The organism is Mycobacterium sp., from assembly GCF_049585075.1.
Taxonomy (GTDB): domain Bacteria; phylum Actinomycetota; class Actinomycetes; order Mycobacteriales; family Mycobacteriaceae; genus Mycobacterium.
On sequence record NZ_JBAUZA010000107.1, the window covers coordinates 1 to 19,502 of the forward strand.

Annotated in this window: 8 protein-coding genes; 5 read left to right on the forward strand and 3 right to left on the reverse strand. The window is 65.0% G+C overall.

What is annotated here, in order from left to right:
- The 3 genes from WB785_RS04920 to WB785_RS04930 form a co-directional block, all read right to left on the reverse strand.
- Positions 1-148 (reverse strand): WXG100 family type VII secretion target (locus tag WB785_RS04920; protein WP_424077583.1); only part of this gene is annotated, 148 nt, incomplete at its 3' end.
- A gap of 47 nt (positions 149-195) precedes the next feature.
- The gene (locus tag WB785_RS04925; protein WP_424077574.1) at positions 196-1,401 is read right to left on the reverse strand and encodes a PPE family protein; all 1,206 of its coding nucleotides are present in this window, start codon (positions 1,399-1,401) and stop codon (positions 196-198) included.
- A 14-nt stretch (positions 1,402-1,415) separates the two neighbouring features.
- Complete coding sequence (locus WB785_RS04930; protein WP_424077575.1) at positions 1,416-1,724, reverse strand: PE family protein; 309 nt, start codon at positions 1,722-1,724, stop codon at positions 1,416-1,418.
- A gap of 309 nt (positions 1,725-2,033) precedes the next feature.
- Here WB785_RS04930 and WB785_RS04935 point away from each other — a divergent pair, with 309 nt between their 5' ends.
- The 5 genes from WB785_RS04935 to WB785_RS04955 form a co-directional block, all read left to right on the forward strand.
- Positions 2,034-2,744 (forward strand): thioesterase II family protein, encoded by a 711-nt coding sequence (locus WB785_RS04935; RefSeq protein WP_424077577.1) that lies wholly within the window; start codon positions 2,034-2,036, stop codon positions 2,742-2,744.
- A 692-nt stretch (positions 2,745-3,436) separates the two neighbouring features.
- Positions 3,437-5,185, forward strand: coding sequence for an AMP-binding protein (locus WB785_RS04940; RefSeq protein WP_424077579.1), 1,749 nt, complete (start codon positions 3,437-3,439; stop codon positions 5,183-5,185).
- A gap of 206 nt (positions 5,186-5,391) precedes the next feature.
- A complete protein-coding gene (locus WB785_RS04945) occupies positions 5,392-10,707 on the forward strand; it encodes a type I polyketide synthase (protein ID WP_424077580.1) in 5,316 nt (1,771 codons plus the stop codon).
- 1 nt (position 10,708) lies between these two features.
- On the forward strand, positions 10,709-15,469 hold the full coding sequence (locus tag WB785_RS04950; protein ID WP_424077581.1) for an SDR family NAD(P)-dependent oxidoreductase: 4,761 nt from the start codon (positions 10,709-10,711) through the stop codon (positions 15,467-15,469).
- A gap of 5 nt (positions 15,470-15,474) precedes the next feature.
- On the forward strand, positions 15,475-19,502 hold a 4,028-nt coding region (locus tag WB785_RS04955), incomplete at its 3' end, for a type I polyketide synthase (RefSeq protein WP_424077582.1).

A 19,502-nucleotide genomic window follows, 5' to 3' on the forward strand; every position in this document is an offset into this window, starting at 1 on the left:
GGGCGGTACCACTCCAGCCGGCACCGGCGATGTTTTGGCTCGACGCCCACATCTTGCGGGCCTCGTCCTCAACGGTTTGGGCGTGCACATCAAAACGGCCCGCCATCGCCCGCATCTCATGCGGGTCGGTCATAAAACGCGTAGGCATAATTCTTTCTCCTTAACTAGAGGTCATATTCCTGTGGTGGTTGCTTGTTACCCGCCGGCCGGTGAGCGAGGCATGACTTTGGCGGCCACCCGGGAGCCCAGGCCGCTCACACCGCGTCCGGCCAGCGCGCCCATCAAACCCTGGGCGAACGGGCTGCTGGGCAGGCCGGCTGTCATGCTCGGGGCGGCGACGCTGGTGTCGGGCATCAGCGGGGCGGCGCGAGCCATCTCCGGGGCCATGCCGTGCCAGGCGTTGGGCACTGACAGCCCGCCCAGGTGTTGAGCTCCGGCCAGCTGCGCGGCCACCGAGGATCCCCACGACTGCAGCTGGTTGCCCACGCCGGCCGTCACGGCAACGAGCTTGCCGTCGATGAATTTACCGACGTTCTCCAGCAGCGAGTCGCCCATGCTGGCCAGAGTCGAGCCGCTGACGCCACCACTGCCGCCCGAGGAGCCCGAGCTCATGAACATACGCGCGGGCGTGCTAGCCAGCATGCCCATGTAGTAGCTGGCCTGCACCGGAAGCAGCGCGGCACTGGGATTGGTCGCGACGCCGGTAGCCACCAATCCGAGCCAGCTCGCGATATCCCCGGCACCCAAGGTGGCCGGCCCAGCGGTCCCCGTGTAGCCAAAGAGGTCCGCAACGTCGAGCAGCAGCTGAATGAGCACGCTGCTGGTCGCGTCGGCCGGAACGGCTCCCGCCGCGGTGGCCGCTGCGGGCAGCGCGCCGCTGGCCACCTGGGGTGCGGCCGTCTGTGCGGGCAAGGTGCTGGCCGCCTTGGAGTTCAGCTGATAGGTGTCCATAACCAGCGCGTCCTGGATCCACATGTCCAGGTAGTTCGCCTCGGTGGTGGCGATCGCCCCGGTGTTTTGGCCCAGGAAATTGTTGGCTACCAACTGGGCCAACAACGCCCGGTTAGCGGCGATCTCCGGCAGAGGAACCATCGACGAGTAGGCGCTCTGATAGGCGGTGGCGGCCACCTGGGCCTGGCTCCCGGTCTGAGCGGCTGTGGCCGCGGTGCCTTGCAGCCACGCGATGTAGGGGGCAGTGGCCGCGGCCATCCGCGCCGCAGACGGGCCTAGCCACGGGCCGGTGGTCAGATTGGTGATCAGCGTCTGATACTGGGTTGCGGTGCTCTCCAGATCGGCAGATAACGCATTCCAGGCCGTCGCGGCCTCCAACAGCGGGCCTGACCCCGCCCCGGAAAACATCAGGGCGGAATTGATTTCCGGGGGAATCAGCGAAAAACTCATCGACTAGGCCCTGTTTACCCGGACAGCGCCGAGCTAGCCGCGTTCGTTATCTCGGTCAGCTCATAGGCACTGCCTCCGGAGCGCAATGCGGCCACCAACTGCTCGTGTACCTCAGCGGCTTGGGCGGCGAGCTGCTGATAGGCCAGGCCCTGCTGACCGAATTGGGCGGCCGTCATCGCCGACACAATGTCGGAGGCGGCCGGGGCCAACCCCGTCGTCGGTGCCGCAGCAGCCGCATTCCGGGCCACCATCGCATCACCGAGACCGGACAGGCTGCTTGCAGCCCCTGACAAAACATCTGGTTGAGTAGTTACGAACGACACCTTTGACCTCCTCCAAGGACCCCGCCAGCACTGAAGTTAGATGCTACTTCAGGCCGGGCGTTGGATTGCCTCCCCAAAAGCAACTGCCACGCATCATGGCTGACAAATCGTATGCTTTTTTTGCCTCCGGCGGAATACAAATCGAAGAAACGATGTCCGCACGAAAGGATGCGTTAACGACGGCGTTTGTTCCGCGAGTTGAACCCTCGCGCGGGGCCGGTCGCGCATCGGAGGCCTAACGAGTTGGCAGCCGACGTTGCCGGCGATCCGCTGCCGGGATGGCGCGAGCCCGGACTGTATCGTTGCCGCGTGACCGAGGGCCCGCCGACGCTGTACATCTTTCCGCATGCCGGCGGATCCGCCGAATATTACGTTCCGTTTGCCAAAGCCTTTTCCAGCGACATCAAACGCATTGCGGTCCGATACCCAGGACGTGCAGGTACGCACGATCTCGGGTCTTTTACCAGCATTTCCGACCTTGCAGACAAAGTTTGCCGGATGGTGCCACCGCCGGATCCTTCCGGCGCGAAGGTGGCGTTCTTCGGCCACAGCATGGGCGGGTTGCTGGCATTCGAGGTCGCCCGGCGGTTCGAACTGGCGGGAAGCCCGATCGCTGGCCTGTTTGTATCCTCCTGTGCGGCGCCCGGCCGCGTCGGCTACGAACACATCCCGGAATCCGATCGCGGCCTGCTCGATGCCGTCAGCCAGATGACCGGCGTGAATCCCGAGTTCCTGGAGAACGAAGAATTCGCCGCCAAGATCTTGCCGACGCTGCGCGGACTCAAGGCCATCTCGAAGTACGACTGCCCGCCGGAGGCGACGGTGTCGTGCCCGATCTTCGCCTTCCGTGGCGACGACGACGACGTCGCCACCGACGACAAGGTGTCACCCTGGTCGGAGCGAACCACGTCAGAGTTCAGCGTGCAGGTCTTCCCCGGCCATCACTTCTACCTCAATGACCACATCCCTGAGTTGGTCAGTCAGATCGAGAGCAAGGTCGTCGCGTACTGCCGCGGTTGACCGCTGTGGGCCGGACCGCGCTGGTCGCGAGCGGGTCGAGGGCTGCCCGTTAACGAATTCTGACGGCACCGTCATTTCGTCCAACGCTATTACGATCATGACTAATAGCGCACAGAAGCCTTGTGCGGCTGATAAATTGGACCGCGCAACCAATAAATTGGACAAGACGGCAGGTTGAAATCGGTGCGAATTTTGCTGCGAAGGCGCGACGATATCGCGGCGCGGCATGTTTCAACGCCTGCAACATGTGCACCAGCCCCAACACTGCCGGGCAGCCCTCAGCAAACAGCGCAGTCGGCACAGGCGCAGTCCGGCACGGTGATCGGCCGCGGCACGGACCGCGGTCCTCCTGCGCTAGCACGCCATCGCACAACCTGTGCGAAAAAATCAACCGCTGGCGGTGATTACGGCGATTTTGTCAACAACAGACCGGCGTATGCAGATCACGCGAACGGCGAAGGCCCGATCGCGCGCAACGCCGGACGACCAGCGATGGCGCGCCAGAGTTTGACTGCTTAGCAAACCTATGGTCTGATCTAGCACGCAGGCGTCGCCCAGCTCCTGTTTGTCGCGCGTATTACATTCTTGGATTTTTGGTCCGAGAAGTGCGGCGGCCCTGTTAATCTCCTGCATCACAAGCGCCCTACGTCGTTTGGTGTTCGGGGCTGAAAATCTAGAGGGGTGGTGTCCCGATGGCGGTGACCGAAGCTTCGATTCCCGCAGCGTTGCGGGAAAGAAACCGGCAACGGCCGGATAAGCCTGCCTACACGTTCATCGACTACGAGATCGACCCTGCCGGATACGTTCAAACCTTGACCTGGTCGCAGCTTTACCAGCGCGTCCAGGTGGTCGCTGGCGAAATCGCGACCTGCACGTCGCCTGGGGATCGGGTGGCAATCCTGACGCCGCAGGGCCTGGAATTCATGGTCGGCTTCTACGCGGCGATGGAAGCCGGTTGCGTCGCAGTGCCGTTGCCCGTGCCGCAGTTCGGCGCGCATGACGAACGTGCCTCCGCGGCTCTGCAAGACAGCGCGCCGTCGGCGCTACTGACGACATCGGCTGTCGTCGGCGACGTTGTCTCGTGTGCTCGTGCGCTTCCCGGCACGCCCCCAGCCGTTATCGAGATCGACGCACTTGATCTCGACGCCGAGCCGCCCTTCCAGTCGGGCAGCCGGCCACCTGCCAAAATCGCTGTGCTGCAGTACACCTCCGGCTCGACCCGTTCGCCGGCTGCCGTGGTGGTGACCCACAAGAACGTTTTCGCGAACTTCGAACAGGTCGTTGCCGACTATTTCGAGGCCGACGGCAAACTTCCACCTGCGGACCTCACGCTGGTGTCGTGGCTGCCCACGTATCACGACATGGGTTTGCTCCTTGGGGTCACTGGTGCGCTGACCATCGGACTCCATTCGGTGCTGATGAGCCCGATGGCATTCCTGCAGCGGCCCTCCCGGTGGATGCAGCAGTTGGCCAAAAACTCCTGCGTCTTCACGGCAGTGCCGAACTTCGCTTTCGAACTGGCCGCGCGCCGGACAACCGACGCCGACATGGAGGGGCTCGACCTGTCGGACGTGCACACCGTTCTGTCCGGTAGCGAGCGGGTGCACGCCGCGACGATCCGGCGTTTCCTCGATCGCTTTGCGAAATTCAACTTTCCGGCGACCGCGCTGAAGCCGTCCTACGGTCTGGCCGAGGCGATGGTGTACGTGGCGTCATCGGGTCCGGGGCGGCCCCCGACGATCGCCAACTTCGACTACGAGAAGCTGTCCGCCGGCCACGCGGAGGCCTGCGACAACGGCAGCGGCGTCGAGCTGGTCAGTGTCGGTACGCCGCGGGCGTCCACTATCCGGATCGTCGATCCGGACACCCGCGTAGAGAATCCGGCCGGCATGGTCGGCGAGATCTGGCTGCACGGCGACAACATCGCCAACGGCTACTGGCGCAAGCCGCAACAGTCGCAGCGGACTTTCGGCGGACAGTTGATCGATCCCTCGCCCGGCACGCCGCTGGGGTCCTGGCTTCGTACCGGAGATTTGGGCGTCATCTACGACGGCGAGCTGTTCATCATCGGCCGCATCAAGGATCTTCTGATCGTGGATGGGCGTAATCACTATCCCGACGACATCGAGGCCACGACTCAGGAGATCAGCGGGGGCCGTGTCGCGGCGATCTCGATCCCCGACGATCGCACCGAGCGGCTAGTCGTGATCGCGGAGATGAAGAACCGGGGTAACTCCGACGAAGAGCTGCAACAGCGGCTTCGTACCGTGAGAGCGCAAGTGACGTCTGCGATTTCCAAGTCGCACGGGTTGCGGGTGGCCGATCTCGTCCTGGTGCCGCCCGGCTCGATTCCGATCACCACTAGCGGCAAGATCCGCCGTTCCTCGTGTCTCGAGGTTTACCGGCAGGACGAGTTCAGCCGTTTGGATTCCACCGCATGACGCGGCTCGGCAAATGCTGCCGAGCCGCCTGACTAGTGGTGTTCAGACGGCTTTACACTCAGCGAGAGTAAAGCCAATGCCATCAACCGAATCTTTTGTACCCGCTGTGCTACGGGAGCGCGCCGGGAGCCGGAACAAGACCGGATGACATCTGTGGGCGGGGCTGATTACCTCGCAGAGCTTTCTGGCAGATTGGGGGGAGCGCGATGACTGGTGCGCCGCCGGATCGTCGTGCGATCATCACTGAGGCGTTGCGCAAGATCGATGATCTGACCGCCCAGCTGGAAATTGCTCAAAAGGGCGACACCGAGCCGATCGCCGTGGTCGGGATGGGCTGCCGTTTTCCGGGTGGGGCGAATAGCACAACCCAGTACTGGCGGTTGCTGCAAGACGGCGCCAGCGGCATCGTGCGGGTGCCCGCGGAGCGTTGGGACGCCGACGCGTTCTACTCCGACGACCACTCCGTGCCGGGGACGATCTGCTGCCCAGAGGGCGGATTCCTCACGTCGTGGCGACCCGACGAATTCGACGCTGAGTTCTTCGGGATCTCGCCGCGCGAGGCAGCCGCAATGGATCCTCAGCAGCGGCTGTTGCTCGAAGTCAGCTGGGAGGCATTAGAAAACGCGGGCATCACCGCACAGATGATCCGCGGCACGCAAACCTCCGTCTTCGTCGGAATGACCACCTACGACTACACGCTGACCCTGGCAGGCAGGTTGCCGCGAGACCAGGTCGACCCACACATCCCGTTCGGGAACGCGGCGAACTTCGCCGCGGGTCGGTTGTCCTATTTCCTGGGTGTGCACGGCCCGGCTGTCGTAGTCGACACCGCATGCTCGTCCTCGCTGGTCAGCATTCATTTAGCATGCCAAAGCCTGCGCCGACGGGAAAGCGACCAGGCGTTGGCCGCCGGGGTCAACCTGATGCTGAGTCCGGAAAACAGCGTCGCCACCTCGCGGTGGGGGATGTTGGCTCCTGACGGCCGATGCAAAACCTTCGACGCAGATGCCGACGGCTATGTCCGCAGCGAGGGTTGCGGAGTAGTCGTGCTCAAGCGGCTCAGCGATGCGCTGCGCGACGGGGATTCGGTGTGGGCAGTGGTGCGCGGTTCGGCGGTCAACCAGGATGGTCCCAGCAGCGGGCAGACGGTGCCCAGTGGACCGGCCCAGCAAGCCGTCGTGCGTGCCGCGTTGGCGGCCGCACGGTTGGAGCCTTGGGAGATTGACTACATCGAGGCGCACGGCACCGGCACCGCGTTGGGTGATCCGATCGAACTGGGCGCGTTGAGCAACATCTTCGGCGAGCGGAATGGCTCGGCGCCGCTGGTGTTGGGTTCGGTGAAGACAAACCTGGGTCATCTGGAATCAGCGGCCGGGATCGCCGGGTTTATCAAGACTGTGTTGACCGTGCAGCATGGCTACATTCCCCGGCACCTGCACTTCAAGCAGCTGACTCCGAACGCGGTTGAGGGCGCTTCCCGGTTCACAATCGCCGATCAGGGCATGCAATGGCCGGGTGTGGGGCGCGCCCGACGGGCGGGGGTTTCGTCGTTCGGCGTCAGTGGAACCAACGCGCACGTGGTGATCGAGGAGGCCCCGGCCGCTGAGCCGGTGGCCGCGGAACCAGAACCGGTGCTGACCACCTTGGTGATCTCGGGCAAGACCCGCGCGCGCATCGCGTCGACTGCCGCGATGCTCGCCGAGTGGATGATCGCCGACGGCGCCGACGTTTCTCTGCCTGATGTCGCCCATACCCTCAACCATCACCGCACCCACCACAAGGTTTTCGCGACGGTCTGCGCGCGCGACCGTGCTCAGGCCGTGGCCGGCCTGCAGGCATTGGCGACCGGTGAATCAGCGGTCGGCGTGGTGGGCGCCCACGACGGGTTGTGCAAGCCGGGCACCGTCTTCGTGTATTCGGGTCAAGGCTCGCAGTGGGCAGGCATGGGCCGGCAATTGTTAACGGATGAGCCGACTTTCGCCGCGGCGGTGGATGAGTTGGAGCCGTTATTCGTCGAGCACGTCGGATTTTCGCTACGGCAGGTGCTCGCTGAGGGCCAGCCGGTGGCCGGCGACGCGCGGGTGCAGCCGGTGTTGATGGGTTTGCAGTTGGCGTTGACGGCGTTGTGGCGCTCCTATGGCGTGGAACCCGATGCGGTGATTGGGCATTCGATGGGGGAGGTGACCGCGGCGGTAGTTGCCGGGGCGCTGAGCCTGGCCGAGGGGCTGCGTGTGATCGCGATCCGGTCGCGGTTGATGTCGCGGCTGGCCGGCCAAGGTGCGGTGGCGCTGCTGGAGTTCGACGCTGACGCAGCCGAAAAGCTGATCGCCGACTATCCCGAAGTGAGTTTGGCGGGCTACCTCTCGCCGCGCCAGACCGTTGTCGCCGGGTCGGTGGCGCAGGTTGATGCGGTGATCGCCGCGGTAACGGCACAAGAACGATTCGCGAAGCGAGTGAATATGGAAGTCGCCTCGCATACCGCGCTGATGGATCCCATCCTGCCCGAATTGCGTTCGGCGCTTTCGGATCTGGCGCCCAAGGTACCGACGATTCCCTTCATCTCCACCATCGTCGATGGTGGAGATGCCGCGCTGCCACCCTTGGATGCGCAGTACTGGGTCGCCAATGTGCGTCAGCCGGTGCGGCTACGCCAAGCCATCGCCACCGCGGCCGAGCAGCACGCGACTTTCATCGAAGTCAGCCCACATCCCACGCTGGCGCACGCCGTGACCGAAACGCTTGAATCCACTCATCATCACAGCATCGGGACGCTGTCGCGCGATGGCGATGACACGGTCAGCTTCCACACCAACTTCAACAGCACTTGTGTCTTCCGTCCCCCGCAGGTGCCGCATCCGCCCGAGCCGCATCCGGTGCTGCCCAGTGCGCCCTGGCACCACACTCAGCACTGGATCAGCGCCGAGAATTACGTCAAAGCAGCCGAATCCGCGCCCAAGCCCGGCACCGTGCTCGGTGAGCACATCGCGGTCGCCACCACACAGCCAACGCATCTGTGGCAGGCGCGGCTCACCCCCGCCAACAAGCCGTATCCGGGATCTCATCACAACAATGGTGTCGAGATAGTTCCGATATCGGTTCTGTTGCAGACGCTTTCGGCCGCAGCCGCTGAATATGGCGCATCGGTAACCTCCGACGTCCGATTCGAGTATCCGATCGTCGTCGGCGAACCGCGGGTGGTCCAGGTGGTTGCCGACGGCGAGTCGGTCACGGTGTCGTCCAGTTCCGCGAGTTCCGGCGCCGAGGGCACCGCGCAACGTTGGGTCAAGCACTGCCACGCCAGAATCTCTCGCGAGCTGCCTGACCAGGCGGCGGCACGCCAGTCCCTGCACGCCGTTAACACGGCAGACACCGAGTTCGTCGACGAGTCGGTTACGTCGCTGTGGCGGACGTGGGGCAGCGAAGGGCGGCCGTTCGAGTGGTTGGTCCGCTCCTGCCGGTCGTCGGCCGATCGGCTGGATGCCGAGGTCGAGCTGTCCAAACCCTCGGCGGCCGCGCTGCTCGATGCCGCCATCCACCTCGCCCGGCTGCTGGACAGCACCAATCCGCGGCTGATGATTCCGGCTACGGCATCAAGTGTCCGGTTTGAAGCCGAACTTGTTGAGCAGCACGGACACATCGAGGTGCATCGGCGCGGCGGCACCGACGAAGAGCTGATCGTCGACGTTGCGGTAACGGCGCCGGACGGCAGCACCTGCATCGAAGTCCAGGGACTTCGCTACGCAGTGGTGGACTCGAATATGGCGGGGTCGGCCAACGACGACCCGTCGACGATGGTGCACACGATCGATTGGCAGCCCTTCCAGGTCGAGGGTGGTGCCGACTCATCAGATGGATTGGCCACCATCGCGGTGTTGGGCGATGACAGCATTGTCGGCACTTTGTGTGAGCGGCTGGCCGATGCTGGTTACCCATGGTCCGACGCCGCCGAGGCGCGCTATGTGCTGTATGTAGCCGAATCCGCTTCGGACAACACCGATCTCGACTGCGCGGTTCGACTGTCGACCGAAGTCGCCGATCTGGTCCGAGGGCTCGCCGAGCGCGACGATGACCAGCCGGTCACGTTGTGGATCGTCACCCGCGGCGTTCGGGAGGGTTCTTCCGGCGCGGCGGTGCGGCAAAGTTGCCTGTGGGGGACCGCGGGGGTCATCCGGGCCGAGCAGCCGCAGCTGTGGGGCGGCCTGATCGACGTGCCGGAGGAGGCAAACCCCGTTGATTGGGTAGCGCCGCTATCCACGATCCTGCGGACGCCGGCCAAGTCCATCCTGGCCCTGCGCGACGGCGAATTCCTCACGCAGGTGCTGGCGCCGGTCTCCGGCGAGCCGGTCCGCGAGCCGCTGCGATGCCGCCCGGATGCGACATACCTGATCACCGGCGGCATGGGTGCGCTCGGTCTGCTGATCGCGGGTTGGCTCGCGGATCGTGGCGCGCATCGTGTGATACTGGCCGGCCGCACGCCGCTGCCACCACGTCGTGACTGGGACGACGACATCGCTGACGCCGACGCGAGGCGCAAGATCGCCGTAATCCGCGCGCTGGAATCGCGTGGGGTCTCGGTCGATGCGCTGGCCCTTGACGTGGGTTCGCCTGATGCGATGCGGGATCTCGTTGCCAAGCGGGACGCCGACGGCGCCCCGCCGATCCGAGGTGTCGTCCACGCTGCCGGAATCACCGACGCCCAACTCCTGACCGAGGTCACCGAGAACCGCCTTCGGCACACCATGTCGCCGAAAATCGCCGGTGCGCAGGCGTTGCACGAGGTTTTCCCGCCCGGTAGCCTCGACTTCTTGTTCATGACTGCCGCGGCCGGGGCGGTGTTCGGTGTCCCTGGGCAGGGCGCCTACGCCGCGGCCAATGCCTACCTGGACGGGCTGGCCCACGCGCGTCACCGCCAGGGCTGCCACACTGTCAGCTTGGATTGGGTGGTCTGGCGGGGACTCGGGTTCGGCACGGACGCCCAAATCGCGATGCAGGAACTCGAACGGTTGGGCTCCCGGCCCGTCACCCCGGACGAAGCCTTCACTGCCTGGGAGTACCTGGAGCGCTACGACGTCGCTCAAGCCGTGATGGCCCCACTGCCTTCGTCGGACGCGCCGGAGGCGGACGAGGCGCCGGCGATATCGCCGAGATGGTCGGAAATGCCCGCCGAAGAGGTCCTGCGCGAACTCGAGGCCGGGCTGCGAACCATCCTTGCCCGTGAGCTACAAATGCCGGAAGCCGAGCTCGCACTGGACCTTCCGTTTGCGGAGCTGGGCCTCAACTCGGTGATGGCAATGTCGGTTCGCCGAGACACCGAGCAGTTCGTCGGTATCGAGCTGTCAGCGACCATGCTTTTCAACTATCCGACAATCGTTACGTTAGCCGAGCATCTCGCCAAGAAGCTTCTACCGCAGACAGATTCGGACAACGACGTTGACGCGCTGAGCGGCGCGGACAGCAGCGTTTTGGACGACCTGTTCGACAGCGTGGAGTCGGCGCCGGCTGGGAGTGAGAGGGGTATCTGATATGACCTCGCCTTTCGACGAAGAGACCCTTCGGCACTGGCTGGCCGACTACCTCGTGACCAACGTCGGCTGCAGTCCCTACGAGATCGATTTTGACGCGTCGATGAGCGATCTTGGTTTGGGCTCGCGCGACGCGGTCGTGCTCTCCGGTGAGCTCTCCGAGCTGCTCGGCCGGAAAGTTTCGCCGGTGGAGTTCTGGGAGCACCCGTCGATCGCCGACTTGGCGCAGTTCCTCAGCGGGTCGCAATCCGACGCCGAGCCGACCCTCGAGTCCGAGCATCGAAGCCGCCTGGACGAGCCAATCGCGATCATCGGCCTGGGATGCCGATTCCCCGGTGGCATCCACGGACCGGAGGACTACTGGCAGTTCTTGAGTGAAGGTCGGTCCGCGGTGGGAGAGCTGCCGCCGGAACGGTGGGCGCCCTTCGAAGACGGCTCCCCTGAGGTCGCGGCGGCGTTGGCCCGCACCACTCGTTCGGGATCGTTCTTAGCCGACGTCGACGACTTTGACGCGGATTTCTTTGAAATCTCAAGCCGCGAAGCCGTCAAGATGGACCCCCAGCAGCGTCTGCTACTGGAAGTCGCGTGGGAGGCATTGGAACACGCCGGAATTCCGCCGAGTTCGCTGCGGCGCTCGCCGACCGGGGTCTTCGCCGGCGCGTGCTACACCGACTACGGATACCTCGCAGGCCTCGATCTTCCCGGCGTCGACGCGTGGAGTAATGCCGGCGGCGCGCTGAGCATCATCGCCAATCGGCTGTCGTACTTCCTGGATCTACGTGGACCGTCGTTGACGGTTGATACTGCTTGTTCATCGTCGATCGTCGCTTTGCACTTGGCGTGCCAGAGCTTGCGGATCGGGGATTCGGATGTGGCGCTTGCGGCTGGCGTGAATTTGCTGTTGGCGCCCGGCGTCTTTCGTGCGTTTGACCAAACCGGTGCACTGTCGCCAACCGGTGCGTGCCATGCGTTCGACGCGGATGCCGATGGGTTCGTCCGTGGCGAGGGCTGCGGTGTCGTGGTGCTCAAGCGACTCAGCGATGCATTGCACGACGGAGACCGGGTACTGGCGTTGGTGCGGGGTTCTGCCGTCAACCAGGACGGTCGGTCCAACGGCCTGTTGGCCCCGAATCCCGCCGCCCAGATGGCAGTGCTGCGCGCGGCGTACGCCAATGCGGGAGTGCCGCCGCATGAAGTGGATTATGTCGAGGCCCATGGCACGGGGACTCTGCTTGGGGATCCCATCGAGGCGCGTGCGCTCGGCACCGTTTTGGGCAAGGGCCGTCCGGAGCAGTCGCCTTTGTTGATCGGTACGGCGAAGTCGAACCTCGGTCATCTCGAGGCAGCTGCTGGGATGGCGGGTCTGATCAAGGCTGTGCTCGCGGTGCAGCGGGCGAGTATTCCCGCGAATTTGCACTTCCACAACCCGAACCCGCACATCCCGTTCGACCAGTTGCGCCTGAAAGTGGTTGCCGAACAACGGAATTGGCCTCACACGCCGCACCCACGACGGGCTGGTGTGTCGTCGTTCGGGTTCGGCGGCACCAATGCGCATGCGGTGATCGAGCAGGCTCCTGCGGCAGTACCGGTTCTGCGTGAAACCGATCCGGTTGCGACCACTTTGGTGGTGTCGGCCAAGACGCCCGAGCGGATCGCATCGATGGCCGGGGCGCTGGCCGCGTGGATGGGCGACGCGGGTTCCGCAGTTCGGTTGGCCGATGTGGCCCACGCGCTCAATCACCACCGAGAACGACACGCTCACTTCGCCACGGTTTGCGCCCGCGATCGCGCTGGCGCGATCACCGGTCTGCAAGCGCTGGCCGACGGTCGGCATGCCGAGGGAGTCGTGGGTCCGCACGACGGCCCGTGCAATCCCGGCACGGTGTTCGTGTACTCGGGTCAGGGCTCGCATTGGGCGGGCATGGGCCGCCAATTGCTTGCCGACGAGCCGGTGTTCGCCGAGGCCATCGCCGATCTGGAGCACGATTTCGTTTCCCACGTTGGGTTTTCGCTGCAACAAGTGATCGCTGGTGGCGAGCCGGTGAGCGGCGATGCGCAAGTGCAACCGGTGCTGATGGGTTTGCAACTTGCCCTGACCGAATTGTGGCGCTCGTATGGCGTGCACCCGGACGCCGTGATCGGTCATTCGATGGGTGAAGTCACCGCGGCGGTGGTGGCCGGTGCGCTGACGGTGGCCGACGGACTGCGGGTGATCGCTATCCGCTCGCGGCTGATGTCGCAGCTCGCGGGGCAAGGTGCGGTAGGACTACTCAAACTGGACGCCGAGACTACCGCGGCGTTGATTGCCGACTATCCCAATGTCAGTGTGGCGGGCTATGTCTCACCGCAGCAGACGGTGATCGCTGGGCCGGTGGCTCCGGTCGATGCGGTGATCGCCGCGGTGAGCGCGCAGAACAAGTTCGCGCGTCGGGTCAACATGGAGGTCGCCTCGCATACCGCGTTGATGGATCCGATCTTGCCTGAGCTGCGCTCGGCGCTGGCGGATCTGGTGCCCTCGATGCCGACGATTCCATTCATTTCGACCGTCGTGGAAGGCACCACGTCGCCGGTGTTGGATGCCGAGTACTGGGTGGCCAATGTGCGCCAGCCGGCGTTGCTGACCCAGGCCATTACCGCGGCCGCCGAAGACCACGGCACCTTCGTCGAGGTCAGCGCTCACCCGATCTTGACCCACGCCGTCACCGACACGCTGGAATCGGTGACCCATCACCACGCGGTCGGGACGTTGTGGCGCGACGGTGATGACACGGTCACTTTCCATACCAACGTCAACGCCGTCCACACCAGCCAGCCGCCGGAGACGCACCACCCGGCGGAACCGGCACCGGTACTGCCCAGCACCCCTTGGCACCACAGCAAACACTGGACCACGGTTAGGCGATCGGCTCCGGTCAAACATGTTGTGCATGCCGGCATTTCGAACGGCCAGGTTGTCGATGGACCGATTCCGCCGCAGTGGTACAGCCAGCTGGACTGGCCGGCGCGGGCATTGTCCGCAGAGCGGGCAGACGCGGATAGTTCGTGGATGGTGATCACCGATTCGGAGCTTGGCGCCGAACTCGGCCATGTTCTCGGTGACGGGTCTGACGTGACGGTGCTACCCGCGTCGCTGCTGGCCGAAGCTGGCGAGGTTGAAGCGATCACCGACGCCCTCGCCGGAGCCACCCATGTGCTCTACGGGCCCCCTGCGCTTTCTGACCATTTCGACGCCGAATCGGGATATGCCTTGTTCAACGCTGCGCGGAAGCTGACCGCAGCGGTGACCGAGATGGGGGTGGGGCCACGGCTGTTCCTGCTCACTCGCAATGCCCAGCCTGTCGATGAGGGCGATCGAGCCAACCCCGGCCACGCGGTGCTATGGGGATTGGGTCGCACGCTGGCACTGGAGCATCCCGAAATCTGGGGCGGCATCATCGATGTCGACGAATCGGTGCCCGCCGGCTTGGCCGCCCGATATGTGGCCGACGAGGCTCACGGCGGCGACGGAGAGGATCAGGTCGTATACCGGGCTGGCATTCGTCGTGTCCCACGACTGCAAAGCCGTCACCTGCCGACGGCGGCCCCGGCTGAATTGGACAGCGACAGCAGCTATCTGGTCATCGGCGCAACCGGGAACATCGGGCCGTATCTGATCCGGCAACTCGCAGCCGCCGGTGCCGGCACCGTCGTCGCGGTGTCCCGCAATCCCGGTTCACTCTTGGACGAGTTAGCTGCCGAACTGTCGGCGACCGGCACCACCTTGGTTACGGTTGCTGCTGACGCGGCTGATGAAACCGCGATGAGTGCAGTGTTCGACCGCTTCGGCGCGGATCTCCCACCGCTGGGCGGCGTCTACGTGGCGGCATTCGCGGGTGGGCCGATCACCTTGCGCGACATGACAGATGACGATGTCACCGCGATGTTCCGGCCGAAGCTGGATGTGGTGGCGTTGCTGCATAAGCTCTCCGTGCGGCACCCGGTGCACCAGTTTGTGCTGTTCTCGTCGATTTCCGGGGTGACCGGCTCGCGCTGGCTGGCCCACTATGCGGCCACCACGACATTCCTGGACACGTTCGCGTTCGCCCGCCGAGCGGCTGGACTTCCGGCCACCGCAATTAACTGGGGGCTCTGGAAATCATTGTCGGACAGCCAATCCGATGCCGAACGGCAGGTGACTCTCGATTCCGGTCTCGAGCCTCTGCCCGATGAGGTCGCGATCCAGGCGCTGCCGTGGGTCACTGGTCCCGGCACCCCGGTGCGCTCCACGATCGTCGCCGCAGACTGGGCCAGGCTCGCGACGGCCTACCGCAGTACCCGCGCGGCGCTACGCATCGTGGACGAGCTGCTGCCCACCGAGGCCGAGGGGGCCACGTTATCGACATCGGTCACCGAGTTCCGAGAAACGTTGCGGGACTGCGAACCGGAGCGCCGGCGCAGCCTGCTGGTCGATCACGTCGCTGCGCAGGTGGTCGCGGCGATGGGGTTGGCGTCGCCGCAACTGCTCGATCCGTCGATGGGTTTCTTCCAGTCCGGGATGGACTCGCTGATGAGTGTGACGCTTCAGCGTGCCCTTTCCGACAGCCTGGGCGAGTCGCTACCCGCGTCGGTGGTGTTCGACTACCCGACCGTGGAGGCGCTCGCCGACTACTTGGCCACGATCCTCCCGGAGCTGGTCGAGGTTGCCGATCAGGAGACCGTCGACGCTTATCAAGACCTCAGTGATGACGACCTGCTCAAAGAACTTTCCGAAAGGCTGGGTTGAGCGCGATGACTGCTGCATCGCCGGATCGTCGGGCGATCATCACCGAGGCGCTGCGCAAGATCGACGATTTGACTGCACGCCTGGCGATCGCCGAAAAGGCTGACACCGAGCCAATTGCCGTGGTGGGGATGGCGTGTCGGCTCCCCGGGGGGGTGGATACCCCCGCGCAGTACTGGCAGTTCCTCAAGGATGGACAGAGCGGCGTTGTCCGGGTCCCTGCGGACCGCTGGGACGCCGACGCGTACTACTCCGAAGACCACACCCGGCCTGGCACGATCTGCAATCGTGAGGGCGGCTTTCTGACGTCCTGGCAGCCCGATCAATTCGATGCCGAGTTCTTCGGGATCTCTCCGCGTGAGGCCGTCGCGATGGATCCTCAGCACCGGCTGCTGCTCGAAGTCGCTTGGGAGGCATTGGAAAACGCGGGCGTCACACCGGAGGCCGTTCGCAACACGCGGACCGGGATTTACGTCGGTCTGACGACCAGCGACTACTACTGGCTAAGCATCGCCGGTGGGGTGCGCCCAGAAGAATTCGACCCGTATCTCCCGTTTGGGAATGCGTCCAACTTCGCCGCGGGGCGGTTGTCGTATTTCCTGGGTGTGCACGGCCCGGCGGTGGTCCTCGATACCGCGTGCTCGTCCTCGCTCGTCGCCATTCATCTGGCGTGCCAAAGCCTGCGCCAGCGGGAAAGTGATCAGGCGTTGGCCGCCGGAAGCAACCTGATCATGAGTCCGGAAAACAGCATCGCTTGTTCGCGGTGGGGAATGCTGGCCCCCGACGGTCAATGCAAGACCTTTGACGCAGCCGCCAATGGCTATGTCCGCAGCGAGGGTTGCGGAGTGGTCGTGCTCAAGCGGCTCAGCGACGCGCTGCGCGACGGGGACTCGGTGTGGGCCGTGGTGCGCGGTTCGGCCGTCAACCAGGATGGCCCGAGCAGCGGGCAGACGGTGCCCAGCGGCCCGGCCCAGCAGGCGGTGCTGCGCGCGGCGCTGGCATCGGCGCGGCTGGAGCCTTCGGAGATCGACTACGTCGAGGCGCACGGCACCGGCACCGCGTTGGGCGATCCGATCGAACTAGAGGCGCTGAACCAGGTTTTTCCTGAGCAAGACCGTGCGGCCCCGCTGGTACTGGGTTCGGTGAAGACCAACATGGGTCATATGGAGAACTCGGCCGGTATCGCCGGGTTCATCAAGACCGTGCTGAGCCTTGGCCATGGCTACATTCCGCCGCATCTGCACTTCAAGCAGTTGACTCCCAATGCCAGCGCCGGCGCATCGCGATTCACCATCGCCGCGCAGGGGATGCAGTGGCCGGAGGTGGGACGGCCCCGGCGCGCTGGGGTGTCGTCATTTGGGGTTAGTGGCACCAACGCGCACGTGGTCGTCGAGCAGGCGCCTGTCACGGAACCTGTTGCGTTGCAACCGGAACCAGTAGTCAACACCTTGGTCATCTCGGGCAAGGCTCCCGCCCGGATCGCGCCGGTGGCCGCGATGCTGGCCGACTGGATGGCCGGCGCCGGCAGGGGTGTCCCGTTGTCCGATGTTGCTGAGACGTTCAACCAACACCGCGCCCGTTACAAGAGCTTCGCGGCGGTGTGCGCGCGTGATCGCGACCAGGCGGTGGCCGGGTTGCGGGCGTTGGCCGCAGGCGAGCCTGCGCCGGGTGTTGTGGAGCAGGCCACCCGAGCCCTGGGGCCGGGCACGGTATTTGTGTATTCGGGTCAGGGTTCGCAGTGGGCGGGCATGGGCCAGCGGTTGCTGACCGAGGAGCCGGCGTTTGCCGCGGCGGTCGACGAGTTGGAGCCGGCTTTCGTTGAGCAGGCGGGGTTTTCGCTGCGGGATGTACTTGTTTCCGGTGAGCCGGTGGTGGGCATCGAGCGTATCCAGCCAGTATTGGTGGGTATGCAGCTGGCGCTGACCGCGTTGTGGCGCTCGTATGGCGTGGAACCGGATGCGGTGATTGGGCATTCGATGGGCGAGGTGACCGCCGCCGTCGTGGCTGGCGCGTTGAGCCCGGCCGATGGACTCAGAGTCATCGCGACCCGGTCGAAGTTGATGTCGCAGTTGTCCGGACAGGGCGCGATGGCGCTGCTGGAGTTGGGGGCCGAGGACGCCGAGAAGTTGGTCGCGGACTACCCAGACGTCACGGTGGCCGTCTATGCCGCCCCGCAGCAGACCGTGATCGCCGGACCGCCCGAGCAGGTCGACGCGGTGATCGCGGTGGTGGACGCGCAAGGCCTGTTGGCCCGGCGCGTCGAGGTTGATGTGGCTTCACACCATCCGACCGTCGATCCGATCTTGCCGGCCTTGCGTACTGCGCTGGCCGATTTGGCACCGGCTGCACCGCGGATTCCGTTGATCAGCACCGTCGGTCAAACCAACGGCGCGGCACCGGCGTTTGCTGCCGACTACTGGGTGGTCAATCTGCGCAACCCCGTGCGGTTCAGCCAGGCAGTGGCGGCTGCTGCGCAGGACCACGCGACCTTCGTCGAAGTCAGCCCGCATCCGTTGCTCACCCACGCGATCGGTGAAACGCTTGCTTCGGAGCCATCGAGCGAGCGATTTGTCGTCACTTCGGCGATGAAGCGCGGCGACGACGAAACGCTTTCGGTCCACACTCAACTCGCCACCCTCGGTGTGAGCTCGACGACTGGTGGGGTCCGGCGCGCAGACATTCCGCCGTCGCCGTGGCTGCATGCCAGCTATTGGGTCGAGAAGAAATCCGGCATGCAGCGGCTGCCGGATGTGCACCCGTTGCTCGGGGTGCACGTTGAAATGCCCTCTGGCCGTGAGCATGTGTGGCAGGCGGACATCGGAACCGAGACGATTCCGTGGCTGGCCGACAACAAGGTCCATGGCCAGACCGTCATGTCGGCGGCGGCCTTTACCGAGATGGCGTTGGCCGCGGGCCGCCAGGCCCTTGGCCTGCCCGTCGACGCGCTCGGGGTCAACCGACTTGAGATCGAGCAGACACTTGTCCTGGACGGCCACACGCGGGTCACCACCCAGTTCGCTTCCGGCGCCGACGGGAATCGTGTTGAGATCCATGCCAGTTCGGCCGACGGCAAGTGGTCTCGATATGCCGTAGCCGACATCGAAGTGGCCGACCAGAAAGCGCCTGCCGAGCAGCGCGACACTGAATCGGGCAAGGACATCGAGCTGCCCGACGGCGCTGTGGACCATCCCGAATACTGCATTCACCCGGTGCTGCTCGATGCGGCGTTGCGGCAACTGGCTGCCGCCATCCCGACCGACGCGTCGGACGGTTCAACGTCGTATCTGCCGGTGTCGGTTGCGTCGATCCGGGTGTTCGGTCCAAGCCGGCGCCGCGCCCGGTGTCACGCCGATCTGGTCGAGCATGCGCCCGGCGACTACCGCGGCCGGATCGTTCTCATCGACGACGCGGGGCCAATCACCGCGGAGCTCGCCGACGTCCGGCTGCGACCGGTCGAAGCGTTGCGGCTGCCGTTGGAGCAGAAGATCTTCGACGCCGTGTGGGTGCAAAGTTCGACGTCGCCAACCGGTTCGGATAGCGACGTGGTGCCCAGCGGCAGCTGGCTGCTGCTGGCCGATTCCGACGCCGACACAGCGGCGCTCGCGGCCGACGTCGCTGCGCGGCTGAGCTCACCGACCAGGCGGGTCGTCACTGGCGCATTGTCGGATGAGTCGGCAGTTGTGGAGACCTTCGTTAAAACCGCGGTGGATGAAAAGCTTTCGCCCGCAGGTGTGGTCGTGTTCCTCGGATCGCCGTCGTTTGACGGTACCGACTTCGACGGCGCGCTTCGACGCGCCCAGGAACTGATCGGGGCAATCTCAGCTACGGCGCACGCCGTCTTCGACGGTGGAAAGGGGAATCCGCCGCGGCTGTGGCTGGTAACCCGTGACGGGCTTTCGGTTCGCGATGATGAGCCGGGTGATCCGGCGATCGGTGCCCTAAAGGGTCTCATTCGTAACTGGCGGTTCCCCGGCGAAGCGGCGCGCGTCCTGGCCGGTGAGCCAGATCTTGGCACCACGCTGGTCGACCTGGGCAC